Genomic DNA, 19,307 nt, shown 5'->3' with positions numbered 1-19,307 from the left:
TCTGTCAGAAACCTCAAGGATCAGGTGCTTGATCCGGGGGCCTCTGACAGCCCCCGGTCGTTTGCTTAACCCTTGGCTGTTCTTTTCAATTTTTTGGGGTCGTCAAATGGCATGGTATGGGCCATTCCGCCGAGCATGCCTTTTTCACCCGTCACTTCGAGCTTCACACCCTGTTCGGCGCAATCGACCGCCAGACGGGCGATGGCCATGGTCTGATCCTTAAGCGGTGAATACATCGCACAGGTAACGACACCGACCTTGGCCCCGTCCTTGAACACTTCGGCCCCTTCGGCCGGGACTTCCTTGCCATCAAACAGGATGCCAAAGATCTTGAAGCGTTCCTTGCCTTTCAGACGATAATGTTCCTCGGCACCGCGGAAGCCGGTCTTGCCCGGGCTGACGGTGAAATCAAGGCCAAGCTCCCACAGGGTATCGCCCGGCCCTTCGTTTTCGAACGGATACATCTGCGAGTTATCATAAGGGTAAAACAGCAGGTAGCTTTCAACACGCAGCATATCAAGCGTGGTAAAGCGGGTCGGGATGATGCCTATATCCTTGCCCTCGGCAACGATGCGATCCCAGATCATCCCGGCATCCTGCCCACGACAGAAAATCTCATAGCCGCGTTCACCGGTATAGCCGGTGCGCGAAATCATTACTGGTGCGCCAAACAGCTGCGTCTGGGTGTGATGGAAATAGGGCAGATCGCGAATACCCGGCACATATTCCGCCAGATAATCGACCGCAAGCGGCCCTTGCAGAGACAAATCATGAAGGTTGTCATCAAAACGAACCGACACATCACGGCCCATGGCCGCCTTGGTCAGTTCTTCATGCCCGGTGCCCGATCCGTGCACCACCATCCATGAATTCGGCCCCATGCGATAAATCACGCAATCATCGGTAAACTTGCCCTGATCATTAAGCATGCAGGCATAGACCGATTTGCCGGGATAGATTTTTTCGACATTGCGCGTGGTGGCATAGTCGATCACGTGGGATGCATGCGCGCCGGTGATATGAACCTTTTTCAGGCCTGAAACATCCATGATCCCGGCCTTGGTGCGGATCGCGATATATTCCTCGTCCCAATCCTTGTCATAGGTCCAGGCGGTGCCCATACCGCTCCAGTCTTCAAGATTGGAACCAAGCGCGCGATGCCGATCGGCAAGGGCTGAAAATCTCCAGCTTGCAGTCATAGTGATGGCCTCCTGATATGATTGCCTTTGCGCACAATCAGCGCGCTATTATCGGCTTATTTTGTTCCATATTTTGGCGACATCTTGTTCGCGAACGCAATAATTATTTTTCATATTATTCAATTTTTATTCCTTAAAGGCTATTTTCTACGGCATTGCAGCAACTTCCATCCCCACCCCTCATATCGCCTTTCCGGAAATTTATTTTCCCTGGAGTTGATAAATATTTCCTGCCAGTGTAAGTCATGCCTATGGCGTATTGCCGACCAATAAGGGTAAAAGCCCGGGCACATACGACCGATAAAAAAGCAGGCCGCATCAAGTGGCCGTTCGAGGAAACCAGAAACGAGCGGACCCGCACCGGGACAAAACCGGTGACGGAGGACAAGCCAGCATGGCAAATGGCAAATAGCAAAACAACACAAGCACCGCATACCACCGCCAATAGCGAGCAAGGATCAGGCATGGACACCAAGAGCAAACCCGCCGCCCTCACCCAGGACCCGCACGCACTCCGTGAACCCAAGGAAAACAATCTGGAAATTGCCATCGGCCATGAAGTCCGAGCGCTCCGCAAGAAGCTTGGCATTACGATTTCCGATCTGGCGTCGGCAACCGGAATTTCGATGGGGATGCTTTCCAAGATCGAAAACGGCGTGACCTCGCCGTCGCTGACCTCGCTTCAGGCACTGGCAAGTGCGCTGGGTGTGCCGGTTACCGATTTCTTCCGCCGTTATGAAGAACCGCGCAATGCTGTGTTCGTGAAATCCGGCGAAGGTGTTGCGATTGAACGCCGCGGCACGCGCGCGGGCCATGAATATAACCTGCTGGGCCATATTGATAACAACACCAGCGGTGTCGTGGTCGAACCCTATTTGCTAACGCTTACCGAGGAGTCGAGCAGCTTCCCCGCCTTCCAGCATGAAGGTATGGAATTCATCTATATGCTTGAGGGTGAAGTCCGTTACCGCCATGGCGATCAGCTGTACTACATGAAAGAAGGCGACAGCCTATTCTTTGATGCCGATGCCCGCCACGGACCGGAAGAACTTCTTTCATTTCCAATACGTTACCTATCGATCATCTGCTATCCTGCCCGGGGATAAGCATTCACTCCGGTGAAAGCATCAATTCACTGAGAAGAAATTTTTATTCTTCATAGTTGATTCCGCATTCGCGAACAGGTAGTCTCCGTTTCAGAAACAGAATGGAGACTGTCCTGCCATGTGCGGCATTGTTGGTTTATTCCTTAAAGATAAAAGTCTGGAACCACAGCTCGGCGCGTTGTTGTCTGAAATGCTGGTGACCATGACCGACCGTGGCCCCGATAGTGCGGGCATCGCAATTTATGGCGCAGATCAGAATGATCTGGTCAAACTCACGATCCAGTCTCCGGAACCGGAAACAGATTTTGCCGGACTGACCGAAGACCTGCGCAAAGCCGGGATCAAAAACGCATCCATCCTGCCCAAAAACACCCATGCGGTGATCACGGTTTCAAGCGATCAGATCGATGCAACACGAAGCGCACTTGAAGACCTTCGTCAGAATGTCCGCGTCATGGGAACGGGCACGGCGATGGAGATTTACAAGGAAGTCGGCCTGCCCAAGGACGTGCTTGAACGCTTCAAGATTTCAGACATGAGCGGCACCCACGGGATCGGCCATACCCGCATGGCAACCGAAAGTGCGGTGACGACCCTTGGTGCGCACCCGTTTTCGACCGGTTCGGACCAATGCCTTGTCCATAACGGTTCGCTGTCGAACCATAACAACCTTCGCCGTGAACTGACCCGCGAAGGTATTCGCCTTGAAACCCAAAACGACTCAGAGGTCGCAGCCGCCTATCTGACCGGCGAAATGGCCAAGGGCAAAAACCTGGGCGAGGCCCTGACAAGTGCGCTTGATGACCTTGATGGGTTCTTCACCTTTGTGGTTGGCACCAAATCGGGCTTTGGCGTTGTGCGTGATCCGATTGCCTGCAAACCGGCCGTGATGGCGGAAACCGATGCCTATGTCGCGTTCGGGTCCGAATACCGCGCACTGGTCAACCTGCCGGGCATCGAAGACGCCCGCGTGTGGGAGCCGGAACCGGCCACGGTTTATTTCTGGGAACACTGATTAACACGAACCCTGTCGGCTGCTGCGCTGCGCGCGCCGACCCGACTGCACTTACCCTGCAGTCCTATGAGGAAGGAACACAAATGCCAGTGTTTGATCTTGCAACCACCGAACTGCGCGCGCTCAATCAGGCGCTTCATGCGCTTGATAAAAGTGGTGTGCCTGAGGATTTCGAAATCACCAATCCGCGCGGCGCACATGCCGTGGCTGTCGGCATCGACGCACCGGTCAATGTCACGATTAATGGCAGCGTCGGTTATTACTGTGCGGGCATGAACGAACAGGCCACTGTCACGGTCAATGGCAATGCCGGCCCGGGTGTGGCCGAAAACATGATGTCGGGCAAAGTCGTGATCAAGGGCGATGCCAGCCAGTATGCCGGGGCCACCGCACATGGCGGGTTGCTGGTGATCGAAGGCAACGCGTCTTCACGTTGCGGCATTTCGATGAAAGGTGTCGATATCGTCGTTAAGGGCAATATCGGCCATATGTCGGCCTTCATGGCGCAGTCGGGCAACCTTGTTGTTCTGGGTGACGCCGGTGATGCGCTGGGTGATTCGCTTTATGAAGCACGCCTTTTCGTGCGCGGCACGGTCAAAAGCCTCGGTGCCGATTGCGAGAAAAAGGAAATGCGGGCGGAACATATCGAGCTTCTGACCAAGCTTCTTGCAGATGCAGGCATCACGGATGTGAAGCCCGAGGAATTCACGCGATATGGCTCGGCCAGAACGCTTTACAACTTCAGTGTCGATAATTTCGACGCCTATTGATGCGGCACGCTGAAAGCTGCGCAGCACCCCAAAATTGCGCATTTCAGCCCAAAGACAGGATCAGACCATGACCTACAAAAATCCCGTTACGACGCCGCGTAAATCGGCAACCTTTGATGACTACACCCTTTCGGAAATCCGCCGCGCAGCCGCGACCGGCATTTATGACATCCGCGGTGGTGGCGCGAAACGCCGGGTCCCGCATTTCGATGACTTGCTGTTCCTTGGCGCATCGATGTCGCGCTATCCGCTCGAAGGCTACCGGGAAAAATGCGAAACCGCTGTCACGCTGGGCACCCGTTTTGCCAAGAAACCGATTGAGCTTAAAATTCCGATCACCATTGCCGGTATGAGCTTTGGCTCGCTTTCCGGTCCGGCCAAGGAGGCGCTTGGACGCGGTGCATCGGCGGCGGGCACATCGACCACGACAGGCGATGGCGGCATGACCGAGGAAGAGCGCGGCCATTCCACACAGCTTGTTTATCAATACTTGCCGTCACGTTACGGCATGAACCCGCGCGATCTGAAACGTGCCGATGCGATTGAAATCGTTATTGGTCAGGGCGCGAAACCGGGCGGCGGCGGCATGTTGCTGGGCCAGAAGATCTCGGACCGTGTGGCCGAAATGCGCAACCTGCCGATGGGCATTGATCAGCGATCCGCCTGCCGTCACCCGGACTGGACCGGCCCTGACGATCTTGAGATCAAAATTCAGGAAATCCGCGAAATCACCGACTGGGAAAAGCCGATCTTCATCAAGGTCGGTGGCGCACGCCCTTATTATGACGTGGCTCTTGCGGTCAAGGCCGGTGCCGATGTGATCGTGCTGGATGGCATGCAGGGTGGCACAGCCGCGACCCAGGAAGTCTTTATTGAACATGTCGGTCAGCCGACCCTTGCCTGCATTCGCCCGGCGGTAAAAGCATTGCAAGACATGGGCATGCACCGCAAAGTACAGCTGATCGTTTCGGGTGGCATCCGCAACGGAGCGGACGTTGCCAAGGCGCTCGCCCTTGGTGCGGATGCGGTTTCCATCGGGACCGCGGCCCTGGTTGCGATTGGTGACAACGACCCGAAATGGGAAGCAGAATATAACGAACTTGGCACCACCGCTGGTGCCTATGATGACTGGCATGAAGGTCGTGATCCCGCAGGCATCACGACACAGGATGCCGACCTGATGAAGCGGGTTGACCCGATTGCCGCCGGACGGCGACTGGCCAACTATCTGAAGGTCATGACCCTTGAAGCGCAAACAATTGCGCGCGCCTGCGGCAAAAATCATGTGCACAACCTCGAACCCGAGGATCTCTGCGCACTGAATATCGAAGCGGCTGCCATGGCTGGTGTACCGCTTGCCGGAACCAACTGGGTTCCGGGTCAGGGAGGATTCTAGAACAGCTAACCTACCACCGGACCGGGTGCGCCCCAAGGCGTGCCCGGGGAACCGATGGTTATTGATAAAATTCGTCAGGGGACTTCGATGACCAAGGATCTATCAGCCTTTGCCCGGGAACGCGGCATCAAATACTTCATGATCAGCTTTACCGACCTGTTTGGCGGTCAGCGCGCCAAACTTGTCCCGACCCAGGCAATTGCCGACATGCAGGAAGAAGGTGCAGGCTTTGCAGGTTTCGCCACCTGGCTTGACCTGAGCCCGGCCCACCCCGACATGTTCGCCATTCCTGATCCTAGCTCTGTCATCCAGTTGCCTTGGAAACCGGAAGTCGCCTGGGTTGCCGCCGATTGCATCATGGAAGGCACACCGGTCGAACAGGCCCCGCGCAACGTTTTGAAAGCCCAGATTGCCAAGGCCGCCGAACTTGGCCTCAATGTCAAAACCGGGGTTGAGGCGGAGTTTTTCCTTGTCACTACTGATGGATCGGAAATTTCTGATCCGGCCGATACGGCGGAAAAACCCTGTTACGACCAACAGGCGGTCATGCGCCGTTATGACGTGATTGCCGAGATTTGCGATTACATGCTTGAACTCGGCTGGGGTGCGTATCAGAACGATCATGAAGACGCCAATGGCCAGTTTGAAATGAACTGGGAATTCGATGACGCGCTTAAAACCGCCGACAAGCATTCCTTTTTCAAGTTCATGGTCAAATCAATCGCCGAAAAGCACGGCCTTCGCGCGACCTTTATGCCCAAACCCTTCCCGGGCCTGACCGGCAATGGCTGCCACTGCCACGTATCAGTCTGGGATAATGACGGCGCCAATGCCTTTGCCGATAATGACATGCCATTTGGCCTGTCAGCGAAGGGCAAGCATTTCCTTGGCGGCATCATGAAGCATGCCTCTGCCATGGCGGTGATCACCAACCCGACGGTCAATTCCTATAAGCGTATCAATGCACCGCGCACCATGTCGGGTGCGACCTGGGCCCCGAACACCGTGACCTGGACGGGCAACAACCGCACACACATGGTCCGCGTTCCGGGGCCTGGGCGCTTTGAACTGCGCCTGCCAGACGGGGCAACCAACCCCTATCTTCTTCAGGCCGTGATCATTGCGGCCGGTCTTGATGGCATGGCAACCAATGCCGATCCGGGACCGCATTACGATATCGACATGTACAAGGAAGGGCATTCGATCAAGGATGCACCGCGTCTGCCACTGAACCTGCTCGATGCCCTGCGTGAAATGGGCTCTAACGAAGAGCTCCAGCTTGCGATGGGCAAGGAATTCTCAAGTGCCTATCTCAAACTCAAACAAACCGAGTGGAATTCTTACGTTTCTCACTTTTCCCGCTGGGAACGTGAGAACACACTTGATATTTAATGCTTCTGCCCGGCCTTATCTCATTCCCCGATGGACGGGGCCGGGCAATTTTTGATTATTCCAAACGAGAAAGCCAGACGCGATGAAAAGCTACGTTCTGACTGTTTCCTGCGATTCTCAGCGCGGGGTGGTTGCTGCTATTTCGACCTATTTGGCAGATAACGGCTGTAACATTACCGATAGCTCCCAGTTTGACGACCAAGAAACCGGCTTGTTCTTTATGCGGGTTGCCTTCGTCAGCGAAGAAGGTGTTGATCAGGAAACCCTGATTGCAGGCTTTGAGGGTCCGGCAGCAGAACTTGGCATGAAGTACGAAATCCATGACAGCTCCGAGAAGATGAAGGTTCTTCTGATGGTGTCGCGGTTTGGTCATTGCCTGAACGATCTGCTGTATCGTTGGAAAATCGGGGCACTTCCGATTGATATCGTTGGCGTGGTGTCAAACCATCTTGATTATCAGAAGGTTGTCGTTAATCACGATATTCCCTTCCACCACATCCCGGTTACCAAGGAAAACAAGCCCGAAGCCGAGAAAAAGCTTCTTGATGTTGTTTCTGACTATAATGTCGAGCTGATCGTTCTGGCCCGCTACATGCAGGTCCTCTCTGACAGCCTGTGCAAGAAAATGAGTGGCAAGATCATCAATATCCACCATTCCTTCCTGCCAAGCTTCAAGGGTGCCAACCCGTATCAACAGGCCTATGTGCGCGGGGTCAAACTGATTGGCGCAACAGCGCATTATGTCACCGCCGACCTTGATGAAGGTCCGATCATCGAACAGGACATTGCGCGCATTACCCATGCCCAGAACTCGGCCGATTATGTGTCGATTGGCCGCGATGTCGAAAGCCAGGTGCTGGCGCGTGCGGTGCATGCCCATATCCATCATCGTTCGTTCATCAACGGCAACCGCACCATCGTCTTCCCGCCAAGCCCGGGAAGCTACGCATCGGAGCGGATGGGTTAAATTTAGCACCTCCAACAATCAAAAACGCCCCGGCCAATACGGCACGGGGCGTTTTGCATTTTGGTGTGAAACCCTTGCGGCTTAGCACCAAGATTTGGTTGCGCGACGATCGACGGCACGGGGCACAATACCGCGAGCGGCATTGCCAATCCCGTCAAGCACGTTGCTTGCGGCGATATCACACTGGCGATCGGCCATGCGTTTGAACCGTGCATCAAAGACCGGCTTGCGATCCGCAATGTCGCGGGGATCGGATGCGACCTCTTCCCCACGTTTGAATGCCTCGGGATCGAGCCAATCCAGCGTTAGCCCGGTCAGATCAAGACGCAGCACATCGCCATCCTTAAGATAACCGATTGCACCACCTGTAAAGGCCTCCGGCACCATATGACCGATACAGGCCCCCTTGGTGACCCCGGAATAACGTCCATCGGTGATCAGCATGGATGATGCTTCGAGAATGCGGTGATGGCGCAAGTTCTGCGACGGCGAAAACATTTCCGGCATGCCATAGGCTTCCGGTCCCTGCCCGCCGATGACAAACGCAAAGGACAGATGACCCTGTTCGAACATGTCCTTTGGCGTATCCATATCGACACGATTTCCGCCATTGCGACGCACGACTGCGGCAATCAGTTCCTCGTCAACGCCATCGGTTTCAATCAGACGCGTAATCAAATCGGGCGAAGCAAAGTCGGCATTACAGACATGTTCATTTTCGTAATAGCGCACGATGAAGACATGATCATCAAAGTGCGACAATAACCGGTCGCTCATACCCGATGTCTTGACCGCACAATTTTCAAAGAAACTGCCGGTGATGACATCAACGCCTGAACGCTGTCTGACCGGGTTGGCACGAATGACCGATGCATCGCCCAGCGACAGATCAACCGGATTTTCAAGATTGGCAATGCGTTCCGCCCAGGTTTTTCCGAGGATGGTTGGCGCATCAAGATCCATCGCCACGCCGAGATCGGCCAGAATGCGATAGATGCTTTCCATACCGCGGTTTTTGCCTTCGGCCATTTGCTGAGCCAAGACAAAAGTGTCGCGGTTTTCCGTCAGGCTGTGGGCGAAAATTTCCGGCACCGGGGTTTTGGTGCGCACATCCTGATAATCATCAATCGAGATATCAAAACCGGCATAGCGCATCATGAATGGCAAATGCAAAAGCATGTTGCTGCTCGATCCCGTGGCATTATGAACACGCACGAAATTGGCGAAGTTGGCCTTCAGCAAATTGCCAATCGCATATTCCGGCTTGTTGAAAACGCCAAACAGGGCATCGATCCCGGCGGCCACGGCCTCGAACGGCGGAACATCGGTCAGCAATTCCAGTTCCGGCGGGGTCAGGCCGAAGGCCGCCAACATGGTGCGCGATGAATTGCCCGTGCCGTTAAAGGCACAAATGCCGCCCTTGGAATCACAGGTCGCTGTTGCGAGCTCATCCAGAACCCGACGTTCAAGCGCCCCGTCGATAATCCCCAGAAGGCGGGCACGTTCGAGCAATCCTGCAAATGCCTCGTCCGAGGTGCATTGCAGGATATAGCGCATGTTTTCGCGGATATCGGCGCCCAGGTCATCATGCCCCGCGGCATCGGAGTCAGCGGCGATTTTATCCAGCAGACGACGCGTGCCTTCGGGAATTTCGCCGCCTTTTAGAACATGCGACGGTGCAAAGACTGCCCAGACCGGCGCCTGATCGCCGCGCCAGGCGCGTGCATGATCGGCCGCTGCCAGCCCCGCCACCACAGCGGCAGGCGACTTGTCGCAGCCGGCAATCACATAGGCCGCATGATAACTGTGGCCTTCAAAGGTGATATTGACTGCCGCCGCCGTATGGTTGCGCGACGCCAGTGAATAGCTTTGCCCGATATTGTTTTGCGCCGTGCCATCGCAAATCACCGGCACATGGAACAGGAACGGAACCCCGCCCATTTCCCAAATGCGCAGTGCCGCCATCAGCGCCTGCGGACGATCCAGAAGATGGGCCGGATGATCAGGTGCGCCGGCAATGATTGCGATGCGCGGGCGGTTTTCCACCAGACGCCCGACCACGTCCTTGATTTCGGGAACGGCAAAATTGCGACCACTGGCAACGACCGGGTTTTCGTTCACAGCATCACGCAGCAACCGGACGACTGTGATCGGCTGGTTGGCGAGACCCTGGATGCAGTCGCGATACGGGTTGGCTTTTTCATCGATGATGATTGGCTGATCAGAGAGATTTGCAGGCGACATATACTGTTTTTTCCAAGTTCGAGCAGTGGTCTCGGGGCGAGCAGCGGTCTTGGCACCCGTCGAAACACACGATCAGACGATGCCGCCATCCACGATGAAGTTCTGTGATGAACAGGCCGACGAAACATCAGATGCCAGGAAAAGAACCATCTGTGCAACATCATCCCCCACCAGCCGGCGTTTGACGCATTGCTGCTCCTGAATGCGTTCTTCATCCTCGGGAGAAATCCAAAGATCAAGCTGGCGCTGTGTCATGATGCAGCCCGGCGTCACCGCATTGACGCGAATGCCATATTCACCCCAGTCCCGGGCAAGCGCGCGCGTCAGTCCGATAATACCGGCCTTTGCGGTCTCGTACGTTACCAGATCCGGCAGGCCCATCATATAACTCACAGAACTGAAATTGATAATACTTCCGCACCGTTTTTCCTTCATGCCCGGTGCGACTGCCTGGGCACAAAAGAAATGATGGTTCAGGTTCACATCCAGACCATCACGCCATTTGTCAGGACTGATATCTTCGGGCGAATGCCGATCATCGCGCGCTGCATTGTTTACCAGAACGTCAATCGGACCAATCGCAACCGACATGTCGCGAACCGCATCGGAAATGGATGATTGGTTGCGCAAATCAAGCGATTTGTAGACCGGGGTTACGCCGTGCTCTTCCTTTATGGAGGCGATCAGTTTTTGCGCGGCGGCATCATCGATATCGAAGAACCCGACCCGCGCCCCCTGCGCACAGAATGCGCGCACGATCGAGGCGCCAATCCCGGATGCACCGCCGGTTACAAGCACGGATTTACCGTCAATGTCGTGATAACTCGCTGTCATAACGTTCCCTGTCTCTTTTAATATTATTTTAGGTGAACAAATTAAATGCTGCAGCGCACCACACTATAAACACCGCCAATTCAACCCTTAATCGCAAAACGCGATATAAAAATGCGTGAAAAGCGATGAATTTAATTTATTCACTAAAAAATATTTGACAGGACGCCTTCTTCACGTCAACATTTTTTCGATAACAAAAATAAATGTCACCAGAAGACACATTTATTCAGGGAAGAAACCGATGAAAAAACTCCTATCAACGGCCATGTTGGCCGGAACCGTTCTGCTGTCTGCAAATGCCTTTGCTGCTGATCTGACTGTTGGTGTCAGCTGGTCGAACTTCCAGGAAGAACGCTGGAAAACCGATGAAGCTGCCATCAAGGCTGCTCTGGATGCTGCGGGGGCTGAGTACATCAGCGCCGATGCCCAAAGCAATCCGTCCAAACAGCTTTCCGATATCGAAAGCCTGATCGCACGTGGTGCCGATGCCCTGATCGTCCTGGCACAGGACTCAGCATCAATTGGCCCGGCTGTCGAGAAGGCCCTCAACGAAGGCATTCCGGTCGTTGGCTATGACCGCCTGATCGAAGACTCGAACGCCTATTACATTACGTTCAACAACAAGGAAGTTGGCCGCCTTCAGGCCGAAGCCGTTTTTGCCGAACAACCGAAAGGCAACTACGTCTTCATCAAAGGCGCACCGACCGACCCGAACGCCAACATTCTGCACGAAGGACAACTTGAAATCCTGCAGAAGGCAATTGACGCGGGCGACATCAAAGTTGTTGGCGAAGCCTATACCGACAGCTGGCAGCCAGCGATTGCGCAGCGGAACATGGAACAGTTCCTGACGGCTGCGGATAACAAGGTTGATGCCGTTGTCGCATCCAACGACGGCACCGCCGGTGGTGTTGTTGCAGCACTGTCTGCACAGGGCATGCAGGGCATTCCTGTATCGGGTCAGGACGGCGATCACGCCGCATTGAACCGTGTTGCACTTGGAACCCAGACGGTTTCGGTCTGGAAAGATGCCCGTCTTCTTGGCAAACGTGCGGCTGAGATCGCCGTTGAACTCGCCAAGGGCGCCAAGCTTGACGAGGTTGACGGTACCGAAGATTGGCAGAGCCCGAATGGTGTGACCATGAAGTCTTACTTCCTTGATCCGGTTGCGATCACCCAGAACAAACTTGATCTGGTGATTGATGCTGGCTGGGTATCCAAAGACGTGGTTTGCCAGGGCGTAACCAACAGCAAGGTTGCGGCCTGCAACTAGGCCAACCTGTTTCCTCCGACCTTGCATAAACCCGGGGCCGACTGCATTTCACGCATCGCGCAGATATCGCAGTTCGGCCCCGCTGCTTTACGAGCTTTTTCATGTCACGACTACTTTCGAAAATGGAAGTCGACCGTCGTCTGGTTGGCCTCGCCGTTGTCCTGCTGATTATCTGGGTGGGTTTTGACATTGCCTCGGGCGGTCGCTTTATCACGCCCCGAAACATCTTTAACCTGTCGGTTCAGACTGCCTCTGTGGCGGTGATGGCGTGCGGCATGGTCCTGATCATTGTCACCCGCCATATCGACCTTTCGGTCGGGGCCGTCCTGGGCGTTCTGGCCATGATCATGGGGGTCGTTCAGACCGATGTCCTGCCGCAGTTTCTTGATTACAACCATCCCATGACCTGGGTGCTGACGCTGTTGGTTGGCATTGTTGTCGGCGGCCTGATCGGCTCCATTCAAGGGGTGGCAGTCGGTTATCTTGGCGTCCCGGCATTCATCGTGACACTTGGCGGGCTTTTGGTCTGGCGCGGATCGGCGTGGTGGGTCACACAAGGGCGCACGGTTGCCCCGCTTGATCAGAATTACATTCTGCTGGGCGGCGGCATCGAAGGAACGATTGGCGCGACCTGGAGCTGGGTCGTTGCCCTGATCGCCATTCTTGCAATCATATACGCCGCGATCATGGAACGCCGTCGTCGCCTGTCCTTCGAATTTCCGGTCAAACCGATTTGGGCCGAATACACCAACACGATTATCAAGGCTGGCTTGGTCCTGATTGTTGTCGCGACACTGAATGCCTATCACCTGCCAACGCGCGCGGCAGAACGCCTTTTGGAAAACAAGGGCATTCCGGTCACACCAGAAAACCTTGAAATTTCGCACGGCATTCCGATCCCGCTTCTAATTGTTGCGCTTGTCGCGATCATCCTGACCATCGCGGTTAAACGCACCCGTTTCGGGCGCTATGTCTTTGCCATTGGCGGCAACCCGCAGGCGGCCGAACTGGCCGGGATCAACGTCAAACGCATGACGGTGGCGGTCTTTGCCCTGATGGGTGTGCTTTGTGCGATCAGTGCGGCGATTTCATCGGCCCGCCTGCAATCAGCCGGCAACGATCTGGGCACGCTTGACGAACTTCGCGTGATTGCAGCCGTGGTCATTGGCGGCACGTCGCTTGCCGGTGGACTTGGGACGATCTATGGCGCGCTGATCGGGGCGCTGGTGATGCAAAGCCTGCAAAGCGGCATGGCGCTTTTAGGGGTCGATACCTCGTTGCAAAGCATCGTCATCGGCCTGGTTCTTGTCGTCGCCGTCTTTAGCGACAAGTATTTCCATCGCCGTTACAGCGACCCGACCGCGTAAGGAGATCCGTGATGACTGATCCAAACATGACCAAAGATCCGCTGGTCGAAATGCAAGATATCCATATCAGCTTTGGCGGGGTAAAGGCTGTCGATGGCGTATCCATTGATCTATATCCCGGCGAAGTGGTTGGCGTTCTGGGCCATAACGGTGCTGGCAAATCAACGCTGATCAAAATTCTTTCGGGTGCCTATCAGGCCGATAGCGGCCAGATCATTGTTGATGGCAAGGAAGCCAAGATCGAGAACGCGCGTGACGCACGCGACAACAATATCGAAACGATCTATCAGAACCTGGCACTTGCCGACAATCTTGATGCCGCCCAGAACCTGTTTCTGGGACGTGAAATCACTGACAAGTTCGGGTTTCTTGACGATGCCGCCATGGAACACAAGGCGCGTGAAGTCCTTCATCGCCTGAACCCGAATTTCAAAAAGTTCACCTCCCCCGTATCGGCCCTTTCGGGCGGGCAGCGCCAGTCGGTTGCGATTGCACGTGCCCTTCTGTTTGAAGCACGCGTGTTGATCATGGATGAACCCTGTGCGGCCCTTGGCGTTCATGAAACAAAGATGGTCGGTGAACTGATTGACCAATTAAAGCGTGACGGTTTGGGTATTTTGTTGATTAGCCACGATCTTCATGATGTGTTTGACCTTTCTGACCGGTTGCATGTCATGAAGAACGGAAAACTGGTTGGCAGCGTTAGAACCGAAGATGTCACACATGACGACGTACTTGGGATGATCATTCTGGGCAAAATGCCCGAGCACCTTCTGCATCTGGCGGGCCCCGGCGCAACCAATGCAACGGGTGCCGCGAATAGCACCACCCACAGATAAACAAGCGAGACACCGAGATGACCACAGGCTTCCCCATCAACGCCCAAGACATCCTGCCCGATGACGCAAGTAATGCCGTCCTGATCGGGCGCATCTGGGACCCGCGCGTCTCCGGACCGACACCGGTGCTTCTTGATGGTGAAACGCTGCGCGATATCAGCAGTGTCGCACCGACCGTCAGCGAAATCCTTGAACTTGATGACGCTCTGGCAAAGCTTTCAAATCCGGCAAGCTTCCCGACTGTCGCCACCCTAAGTGATATTCTGGACCAGTCCCGTCCGGGGGCCGATGAAAACACCCCTCACCTTCTGTCCCCCAATGATCTGCAGGCGATCAAGGCAAGCGGTGTGACCTTTGTGGCAAGCCTCCTTGAACGCGTGATCGAGGAACAGGCACGCGGTGACTCAAGTAAAGCCGATCAGATCCGCACCGAAATCACCGGCATTATCGGTGATGACCTCTCACAGATCGAACCGGGCTCGCAAAAGGCCGCCGATATCAAAACCGTGCTGCTCGAAAAAGGCGCGTGGTCGCAATATCTTGAAGTCGGCATTGGTCCGGATGCGGAAATCTTTACCAAGGCGCCGGTCATGTCGGCTGTCGGGCATGGTGCGCATGTCGGCCTGCACCCGATTTCAACCTGGAACAACCCGGAACCGGAAGTGGTTCTGACCGTGACGTCAAAGGGCAAGATCGTCGGTGCCACACTTGGCAATGACGTCAACCTGCGCGATGTCGAGGGGCGCTCTGCCCTGTTGCTCGGCAAGGCAAAGGACAATAACGCATCCTGTGCGATTGGCCCGTTCATCCGCCTGTTTGACGGCAAGTTCACGTTGGAAACTGTCAAATCGGCAGATATCGCCATGGCCGTTGATGGACCAGAGGGATATCACCTGGATGCGGTCAGCTCCATGAGCCAGATCAGCCGCACACCCGAAAGCCTTGTTTCACAGGCGATCGGCAAACATCACCAATATCCGGATGGCATCATGCTGTTCCTTGGAACGATGTTTGCCCCGACCGATGACCGGGGTGGTGCGGGCAAGGGCTTTACCCATGAAATGGGCGACCTTGTCAGCATCTCGACACCAAGCCTTGGCAAACTGGTCAATCAGGTCGACCGATCAGATGCCATTAAACCCTGGACGTTCGGGATCAGCGCGTTGATGAACAACCTTGCGCGTCGCGGATTGCTCTGAGCGCTGGCACATATAAATTGCCCGAACGGGCATGTTAACAAGGATACTGATCAACCACATGATGCGCCGTACAGAAAGCGAAACACCGCGCCAGCCCTCCCAGACGGCGATCTTGCGCTATCTGCGCATGCATGGCCCCGCTGCGCGCATTGATATCGGTACGGCAACCGGACTAAGCCCTGCGACTGTCACGTCGCTAACCGCCGACTTGATGGCGCAGGGTTTGGTGAAGGAAAGCGAAGGCAGTAACAATAACGGCACCGCGAACGGCAATGGGACTGGCAACGGGACCGGCACCACGCGTGGTCGTCCCAAGGTCTTGCTGGATCTGGTGCCGAATGCGGCCTGCGTCATCGGGGTCAAAATCACCATCAATCTGATCGAAATTGCGCTGGGCAATTTCAAGGGCGAGATTGAACGCAGCATCGAACACTGCATCAATACCCGCGACCTTGGCGCAGAAGAACTCACCAGAACCCTGATTGCGTTGATTGACCGGTTTCTTGAAAAGAACCGCGATTTCTGCATCCATCCACCCGCGGGCATCAGCATCGCCATTCAAGGGGTAACAGACAGCAACAGCGGCGAGATCATATGGTCGCCAGCGCTCCGCCACCGCCACATACCCCTGGTTAAATCACTCAGCGAGCGATATGGCAGTGCTGTTCAGATGTCGAACGACGCAAACTGCATCGCAACGGCGATCTCGCAAAATACCAACCTGCATAATGACGGCGACTTTGCCGTGATCATGCTGGGCTACGGGATCGGTATGGGACTGGTTCTGAATGGCAAGGTCTATAACGGTGATTTTGGGACTGCTGCGGAATTCGGCCATACCAAATACCAACCCGATGGGCCGCTGTGCAATTGCGGCCGACGTGGGTGTCTTGAGGCCTATATCGGGGACTATGCCATTCTGCGTGATGCACGCGGCGTGATTGACCTGCCCGATACCAATAACCTGCACCCCAGCGAAGACCAGATGATGGATCTGGTTGCCCGCGCCCGCCGCGGCGATACCGGTCTTGCCGAACTGTTCCGCCATGCTGGCAAGGTTCTGGGATATGGCATCGCCAACCTGATTGCCCTTTTGGGGCCCAAGCAGATTTTCATTACCGGATCGGGTGCCAGGGCATTCGACATGATGGAACCGGAACTCAGGCGCGGTCTGGACGAGGCACAGGTACCGGAACTCAGCCGAAACCCGACCATCACCTATCTTCCGTGGGACAAGGATCTGGCCCTTCAAGGGGCGATTGGCCAAAGCTTGTTACGGCATGATGAAAACATGTTTCAGGCCACCGCAACAGTCCGGGACTAACAAATCCGGGATTAACAAAAAAGCCGCCCAAATGGGCGGCTTTTTCGTTTCAGCAAAGCTGTCGCGAAGAGATATCGCTTAGGCGATGTCTTTGGGCAGAACATCGGTCGGGATGTTCTGATAGCAGACCGGACGCAGGAAGCGACGGATGGCCATGGTCCCGACAGAAGTCGCCCCGAAGTTGGTCGATGCCGGGTATGGCCCGCCATGAACCATGGTGTCGGATACTTCCACACCGGTCGGGAAACCGTTGGCCAGAACGCGGCCAGCCTTGTGTTCAAGGATCGGCAGAAGCGAACGGGCATCTGCCGCGTCGGCTGCATCAAGGTGCAGCGTGCAGGTCAACTGACCTTCAAGCGATTTGGCGATCTTGCGCATTTCGGCAACGTCCTTGACGCGAACGACAAGGCCGAGCGGACCAAAGACTTCTTCGCCAAGTTCATGGTTGGCAAGCCAGTTTTCACCGGTGGTCTCAAACAGATACGGCGTCGCATTGCGCAGATCACAAGACGTGGTCAGAACTTCTTTGACACCCGAAGTCGCCGCGACACGCTTGGCACCGGCGCGATAGGTTTCTGCCATACCATCGGTCAGCATGGTTTGCGGACCAACACCCGCAAGACCTTCCTTGGCGGCGGCAACGAATGCATCGGCATCCGGGCCTTCGATCACAACTGCGATCCCCGGATTGGTGCAGAACTGGCCGGCACCCATGGTCAGCGACCCTGCCCAGCCTTTGCCGATTTCCGCACCACGTGCCTTAACAGCGGCCGGCAGCAGGAACATCGGGTTGACCGAACCAAGTTCGCCAAAGAACGGGATCGGCTCCGGACGGGCAGCACACAGATCATAAAGCGCACGGCCACCGCCAAGCGATCCGGTAAAGCCAACCGCCTTGATCAACGGATGCTGCACCAGGCTTTGGCCAACGTCACGTTTGCCGCCCTGGATCAGGCTGAATACGCCCGGGTGAACACCGCATTTCTTGATCGCGGCATCAATCGCCTGGGCAACGATTTCACCGGTACCCGGATGTGCCGAGTGGCCCTTGACCACGACCGGGCAACCAGCAGCCAGTGCCGATGCGGTATCACCACCCGCGACCGAGAAGGCCAGCGGGAAGTTGGACGCACCAAATACCGCAACCGGGCCAATCGGACGCTGCATCAGACGCAGGTCAGGACGCGGCAGCGGCGCACGATCCGGAAGAGCTTCGTCATAACGACGATCCAGATATTCGCCATCAAGGATGTGACTGGCAAACAGGCGAAGCTGACCGACGGTACGGCCGCGCTCACCCTGAAGGCGTGCTTCGGGCAGACCGGTTTCCTGGGTACCGATTTCGGTGATTTCATCGCCACGCGCATCGATTTCATCAGCAATGGTATTGATGAATTTCGCGCGCTCTTCGCGGGTTGAATAGCCGTAAGTCCAAAAGGCTTCTTCGGCGGCCTTTGCGGCCTGATCAACTAGGGCGGGCGTGCCAACCGGGAAGGTATTAGCCGGGCCGTGGGCCGGCTCGGACTGGAAGGTCGTCTCGCCAGCGACCCATTCACCGGCAATCAGATGTTTTCCTGTCAGGGTATAAGACATTTCAATCGATCCTCTGGAATGCGTGGATAGGGGTAAATTGATTACATGAAGGTCAACGTAACCGCGATTTTACTGACTTGCCAGCCATTCCTCATACTTTTTGCGATTCTCTTCTTTGGTGCAGGGATAAAGTCCGATAATTGACGCCCCGTTGGCCACCTGTTCGATCACAAAGGCCTCGTAACTTTCCATGCCTGCACAGGCATCGGCGATCTCGTCCGCCAGATGTGCGGGGATCACCATGACCCCGTCCGTATCGCCAACAAGAACATCACCCGGGAAGACGGCAACATCGCCACACGCGATCGGAACGTTGATATCAAGCGCTTCGTGCTTGGTCAGGTTGGTCGGGGCTGACGGACCGGCAAAGTAGGCTGGCATGTCAAGCTCACCGATCCCTTCGGCATCACGGAAACCGGCGTCTGACACGATCCCGGCACCACCGCGTACAGCAAGACGGGTAACAAGGATCGACCCGGCAGATGCCGCAGACGCATCCTTGCGACCATCCATCACCAGAACATGACCCGGCGGGCAGGTTTCGATCGCAACACGTTGCGGATGGTCTTCGTTGCGGAACACCTCGATCGGGTTGCGGTCTTCGCGTGCGGGGATATAGCGCAGCGTGAAGGCCTGCCCGACCATGTTTTTCTTTTTCGGTGCCACGGGCCGGACACCCTGAATGAACTGGTTGCGCAGGCCCCGCTTGTAAAGCTGGGTGGCAACAGACGCCGTCGAGGTGCGCATCAGTTTTTCGCGCGTGGCATCAGACAATACATATTCCGTCAT

Annotated in this window: 16 protein-coding genes; 11 read left to right on the top strand and 5 right to left on the bottom strand. The window is 55.6% G+C overall.

The window, feature by feature from the left end:
* Positions 1–65: 65 nt before the first annotated feature.
* Complete coding sequence (locus WBY09_RS18940) at positions 66–1,199, bottom strand: aminomethyltransferase family protein (RefSeq protein ID WP_336233598.1); 1,134 nt, start codon at positions 1,197–1,199, stop codon at positions 66–68.
* Between the two features lie 464 nt (positions 1,200–1,663).
* Here WBY09_RS18940 and WBY09_RS18935 point away from each other — a divergent pair, with 464 nt between their 5' ends.
* The 6 genes from WBY09_RS18935 to purU all read left to right on the top strand — a co-directional run bounded on the left by WBY09_RS18935 (position 1,664) and on the right by purU (position 7,845).
* The gene (locus WBY09_RS18935) at positions 1,664–2,305 is read left to right on the top strand and encodes a helix-turn-helix domain-containing protein (protein ID WP_063090471.1); all 642 of its coding nucleotides are present in this window, start codon (positions 1,664–1,666) and stop codon (positions 2,303–2,305) included.
* A 118-nt stretch (positions 2,306–2,423) separates the two neighbouring features.
* Positions 2,424–3,320 (top strand): class II glutamine amidotransferase, encoded by an 897-nt coding sequence (locus WBY09_RS18930; protein WP_336233596.1) that lies wholly within the window; start codon positions 2,424–2,426, stop codon positions 3,318–3,320.
* Between the two features lie 83 nt (positions 3,321–3,403).
* Complete coding sequence (locus WBY09_RS18925; protein WP_336233595.1) at positions 3,404–4,090, top strand: GXGXG domain-containing protein; 687 nt, start codon at positions 3,404–3,406, stop codon at positions 4,088–4,090.
* 67 nt (positions 4,091–4,157) lie between these two features.
* Entirely contained in the window at positions 4,158–5,486 is a 1,329-nt protein-coding gene (locus WBY09_RS18920; protein WP_063090379.1) for an FMN-binding glutamate synthase family protein, read from the top strand.
* An 87-nt stretch (positions 5,487–5,573) separates the two neighbouring features.
* Positions 5,574–6,878, top strand: coding sequence for a type III glutamate--ammonia ligase (gene glnT, locus WBY09_RS18915; protein ID WP_063090381.1), 1,305 nt, complete (start codon positions 5,574–5,576; stop codon positions 6,876–6,878).
* An 82-nt stretch (positions 6,879–6,960) separates the two neighbouring features.
* Complete coding sequence (purU, locus tag WBY09_RS18910; protein ID WP_008892009.1) at positions 6,961–7,845, top strand: formyltetrahydrofolate deformylase; 885 nt, start codon at positions 6,961–6,963, stop codon at positions 7,843–7,845.
* An 81-nt stretch (positions 7,846–7,926) separates the two neighbouring features.
* On the opposite strand, the gene WBY09_RS18905 is transcribed toward purU, so the two are convergent.
* The gene (locus WBY09_RS18905) at positions 7,927–10,089 is read right to left on the bottom strand and encodes a dihydroxy-acid dehydratase domain-containing protein (protein ID WP_336233594.1); all 2,163 of its coding nucleotides are present in this window, start codon (positions 10,087–10,089) and stop codon (positions 7,927–7,929) included.
* 72 nt (positions 10,090–10,161) lie between these two features.
* Positions 10,162–10,923 carry an SDR family NAD(P)-dependent oxidoreductase gene (locus WBY09_RS18900; RefSeq protein WP_008892007.1) on the bottom strand — a complete coding sequence of 254 codons (762 nt, stop codon included), beginning with the start codon at positions 10,921–10,923 and terminating at the stop codon, positions 10,162–10,164.
* A 241-nt stretch (positions 10,924–11,164) separates the two neighbouring features.
* Between WBY09_RS18900 and xylF the strand changes: the two genes are divergently transcribed.
* From xylF to WBY09_RS18875, 5 genes are all read left to right on the top strand, one after another.
* Positions 11,165–12,196, top strand: coding sequence for a D-xylose ABC transporter substrate-binding protein (xylF, locus tag WBY09_RS18895; protein ID WP_336233591.1), 1,032 nt, complete (start codon positions 11,165–11,167; stop codon positions 12,194–12,196).
* Positions 12,197–12,297: 101 nt separating this feature from the next.
* Positions 12,298–13,563 (top strand): sugar ABC transporter permease, encoded by a 1,266-nt coding sequence (locus tag WBY09_RS18890; RefSeq protein WP_336233590.1) that lies wholly within the window; start codon positions 12,298–12,300, stop codon positions 13,561–13,563.
* A gap of 11 nt (positions 13,564–13,574) precedes the next feature.
* Positions 13,575–14,402, top strand: coding sequence for an ATP-binding cassette domain-containing protein (locus WBY09_RS18885; RefSeq protein WP_336233589.1), 828 nt, complete (start codon positions 13,575–13,577; stop codon positions 14,400–14,402).
* A 17-nt stretch (positions 14,403–14,419) separates the two neighbouring features.
* The gene (locus tag WBY09_RS18880; RefSeq protein WP_336233587.1) at positions 14,420–15,601 is read left to right on the top strand and encodes a fumarylacetoacetate hydrolase family protein; all 1,182 of its coding nucleotides are present in this window, start codon (positions 14,420–14,422) and stop codon (positions 15,599–15,601) included.
* Positions 15,602–15,659: 58 nt separating this feature from the next.
* Positions 15,660–16,925 (top strand): ROK family transcriptional regulator, encoded by a 1,266-nt coding sequence (locus WBY09_RS18875; RefSeq protein WP_336233586.1) that lies wholly within the window; start codon positions 15,660–15,662, stop codon positions 16,923–16,925.
* A gap of 78 nt (positions 16,926–17,003) precedes the next feature.
* Here the strand turns inward: WBY09_RS18875 and WBY09_RS18870 are convergent, their stop codons facing one another.
* Both WBY09_RS18870 and WBY09_RS18865 read right to left on the bottom strand, forming a co-directional pair.
* The gene (locus WBY09_RS18870) at positions 17,004–18,518 is read right to left on the bottom strand and encodes an aldehyde dehydrogenase (NADP(+)) (protein WP_336233585.1); all 1,515 of its coding nucleotides are present in this window, start codon (positions 18,516–18,518) and stop codon (positions 17,004–17,006) included.
* Positions 18,519–18,587: 69 nt separating this feature from the next.
* Complete coding sequence (locus WBY09_RS18865) at positions 18,588–19,307, bottom strand: ribonuclease activity regulator RraA (protein WP_336233584.1); 720 nt, start codon at positions 19,305–19,307, stop codon at positions 18,588–18,590.

The sequence above is a fragment of the Thalassospira sp. CH_XMU1458 genome, from assembly GCF_037027205.1.
In the GTDB taxonomy this organism is placed as follows: Bacteria; Pseudomonadota; Alphaproteobacteria; order Rhodospirillales; family Thalassospiraceae; genus Thalassospira; species Thalassospira tepidiphila.
The sequence above is the reverse complement of the archived record's forward strand: the minus strand, read 5'-3'. Positions and strand labels throughout refer to the sequence as shown.

Bases quoted from the DNA above. Each gene is read 5' to 3' on its own strand.
- WBY09_RS18865 (WP_336233584.1), bottom strand. From the start codon at position 19,307: ATGACGGAATATGTATTGTCTGATGCCACGCGCGAAAAACTGATGCGC.
- WBY09_RS18885 (WP_336233589.1), top strand. From the start codon at position 13,575: ATGACTGATCCAAACATGACCAAAGATCCGCTGGTCGAAATGCAAGAT.
- WBY09_RS18900 (WP_008892007.1), bottom strand. From the start codon at position 10,923: ATGACAGCGAGTTATCACGACATTGACGGTAAATCCGTGCTTGTAACC.
- purU (WP_008892009.1), top strand. From the start codon at position 6,961: ATGAAAAGCTACGTTCTGACTGTTTCCTGCGATTCTCAGCGCGGGGTG.
- WBY09_RS18930 (WP_336233596.1), top strand. From the start codon at position 2,424: ATGTGCGGCATTGTTGGTTTATTCCTTAAAGATAAAAGTCTGGAACCA.
- WBY09_RS18935 (WP_063090471.1), top strand. From the start codon at position 1,664: ATGGACACCAAGAGCAAACCCGCCGCCCTCACCCAGGACCCGCACGCA.
- WBY09_RS18890 (WP_336233590.1), top strand. From the start codon at position 12,298: ATGTCACGACTACTTTCGAAAATGGAAGTCGACCGTCGTCTGGTTGGC.
- WBY09_RS18905 (WP_336233594.1), bottom strand. From the start codon at position 10,089: ATGTCGCCTGCAAATCTCTCTGATCAGCCAATCATCATCGATGAAAAA.
- WBY09_RS18870 (WP_336233585.1), bottom strand. From the start codon at position 18,518: ATGTCTTATACCCTGACAGGAAAACATCTGATTGCCGGTGAATGGGTC.
- xylF (WP_336233591.1), top strand. From the start codon at position 11,165: ATGAAAAAACTCCTATCAACGGCCATGTTGGCCGGAACCGTTCTGCTG.
- WBY09_RS18875 (WP_336233586.1), top strand. From the start codon at position 15,660: ATGATGCGCCGTACAGAAAGCGAAACACCGCGCCAGCCCTCCCAGACG.
- WBY09_RS18925 (WP_336233595.1), top strand. From the start codon at position 3,404: ATGCCAGTGTTTGATCTTGCAACCACCGAACTGCGCGCGCTCAATCAG.
- glnT (WP_063090381.1), top strand. From the start codon at position 5,574: ATGACCAAGGATCTATCAGCCTTTGCCCGGGAACGCGGCATCAAATAC.
- WBY09_RS18940 (WP_336233598.1), bottom strand. From the start codon at position 1,199: ATGACTGCAAGCTGGAGATTTTCAGCCCTTGCCGATCGGCATCGCGCG.
- WBY09_RS18880 (WP_336233587.1), top strand. From the start codon at position 14,420: ATGACCACAGGCTTCCCCATCAACGCCCAAGACATCCTGCCCGATGAC.
- WBY09_RS18920 (WP_063090379.1), top strand. From the start codon at position 4,158: ATGACCTACAAAAATCCCGTTACGACGCCGCGTAAATCGGCAACCTTT.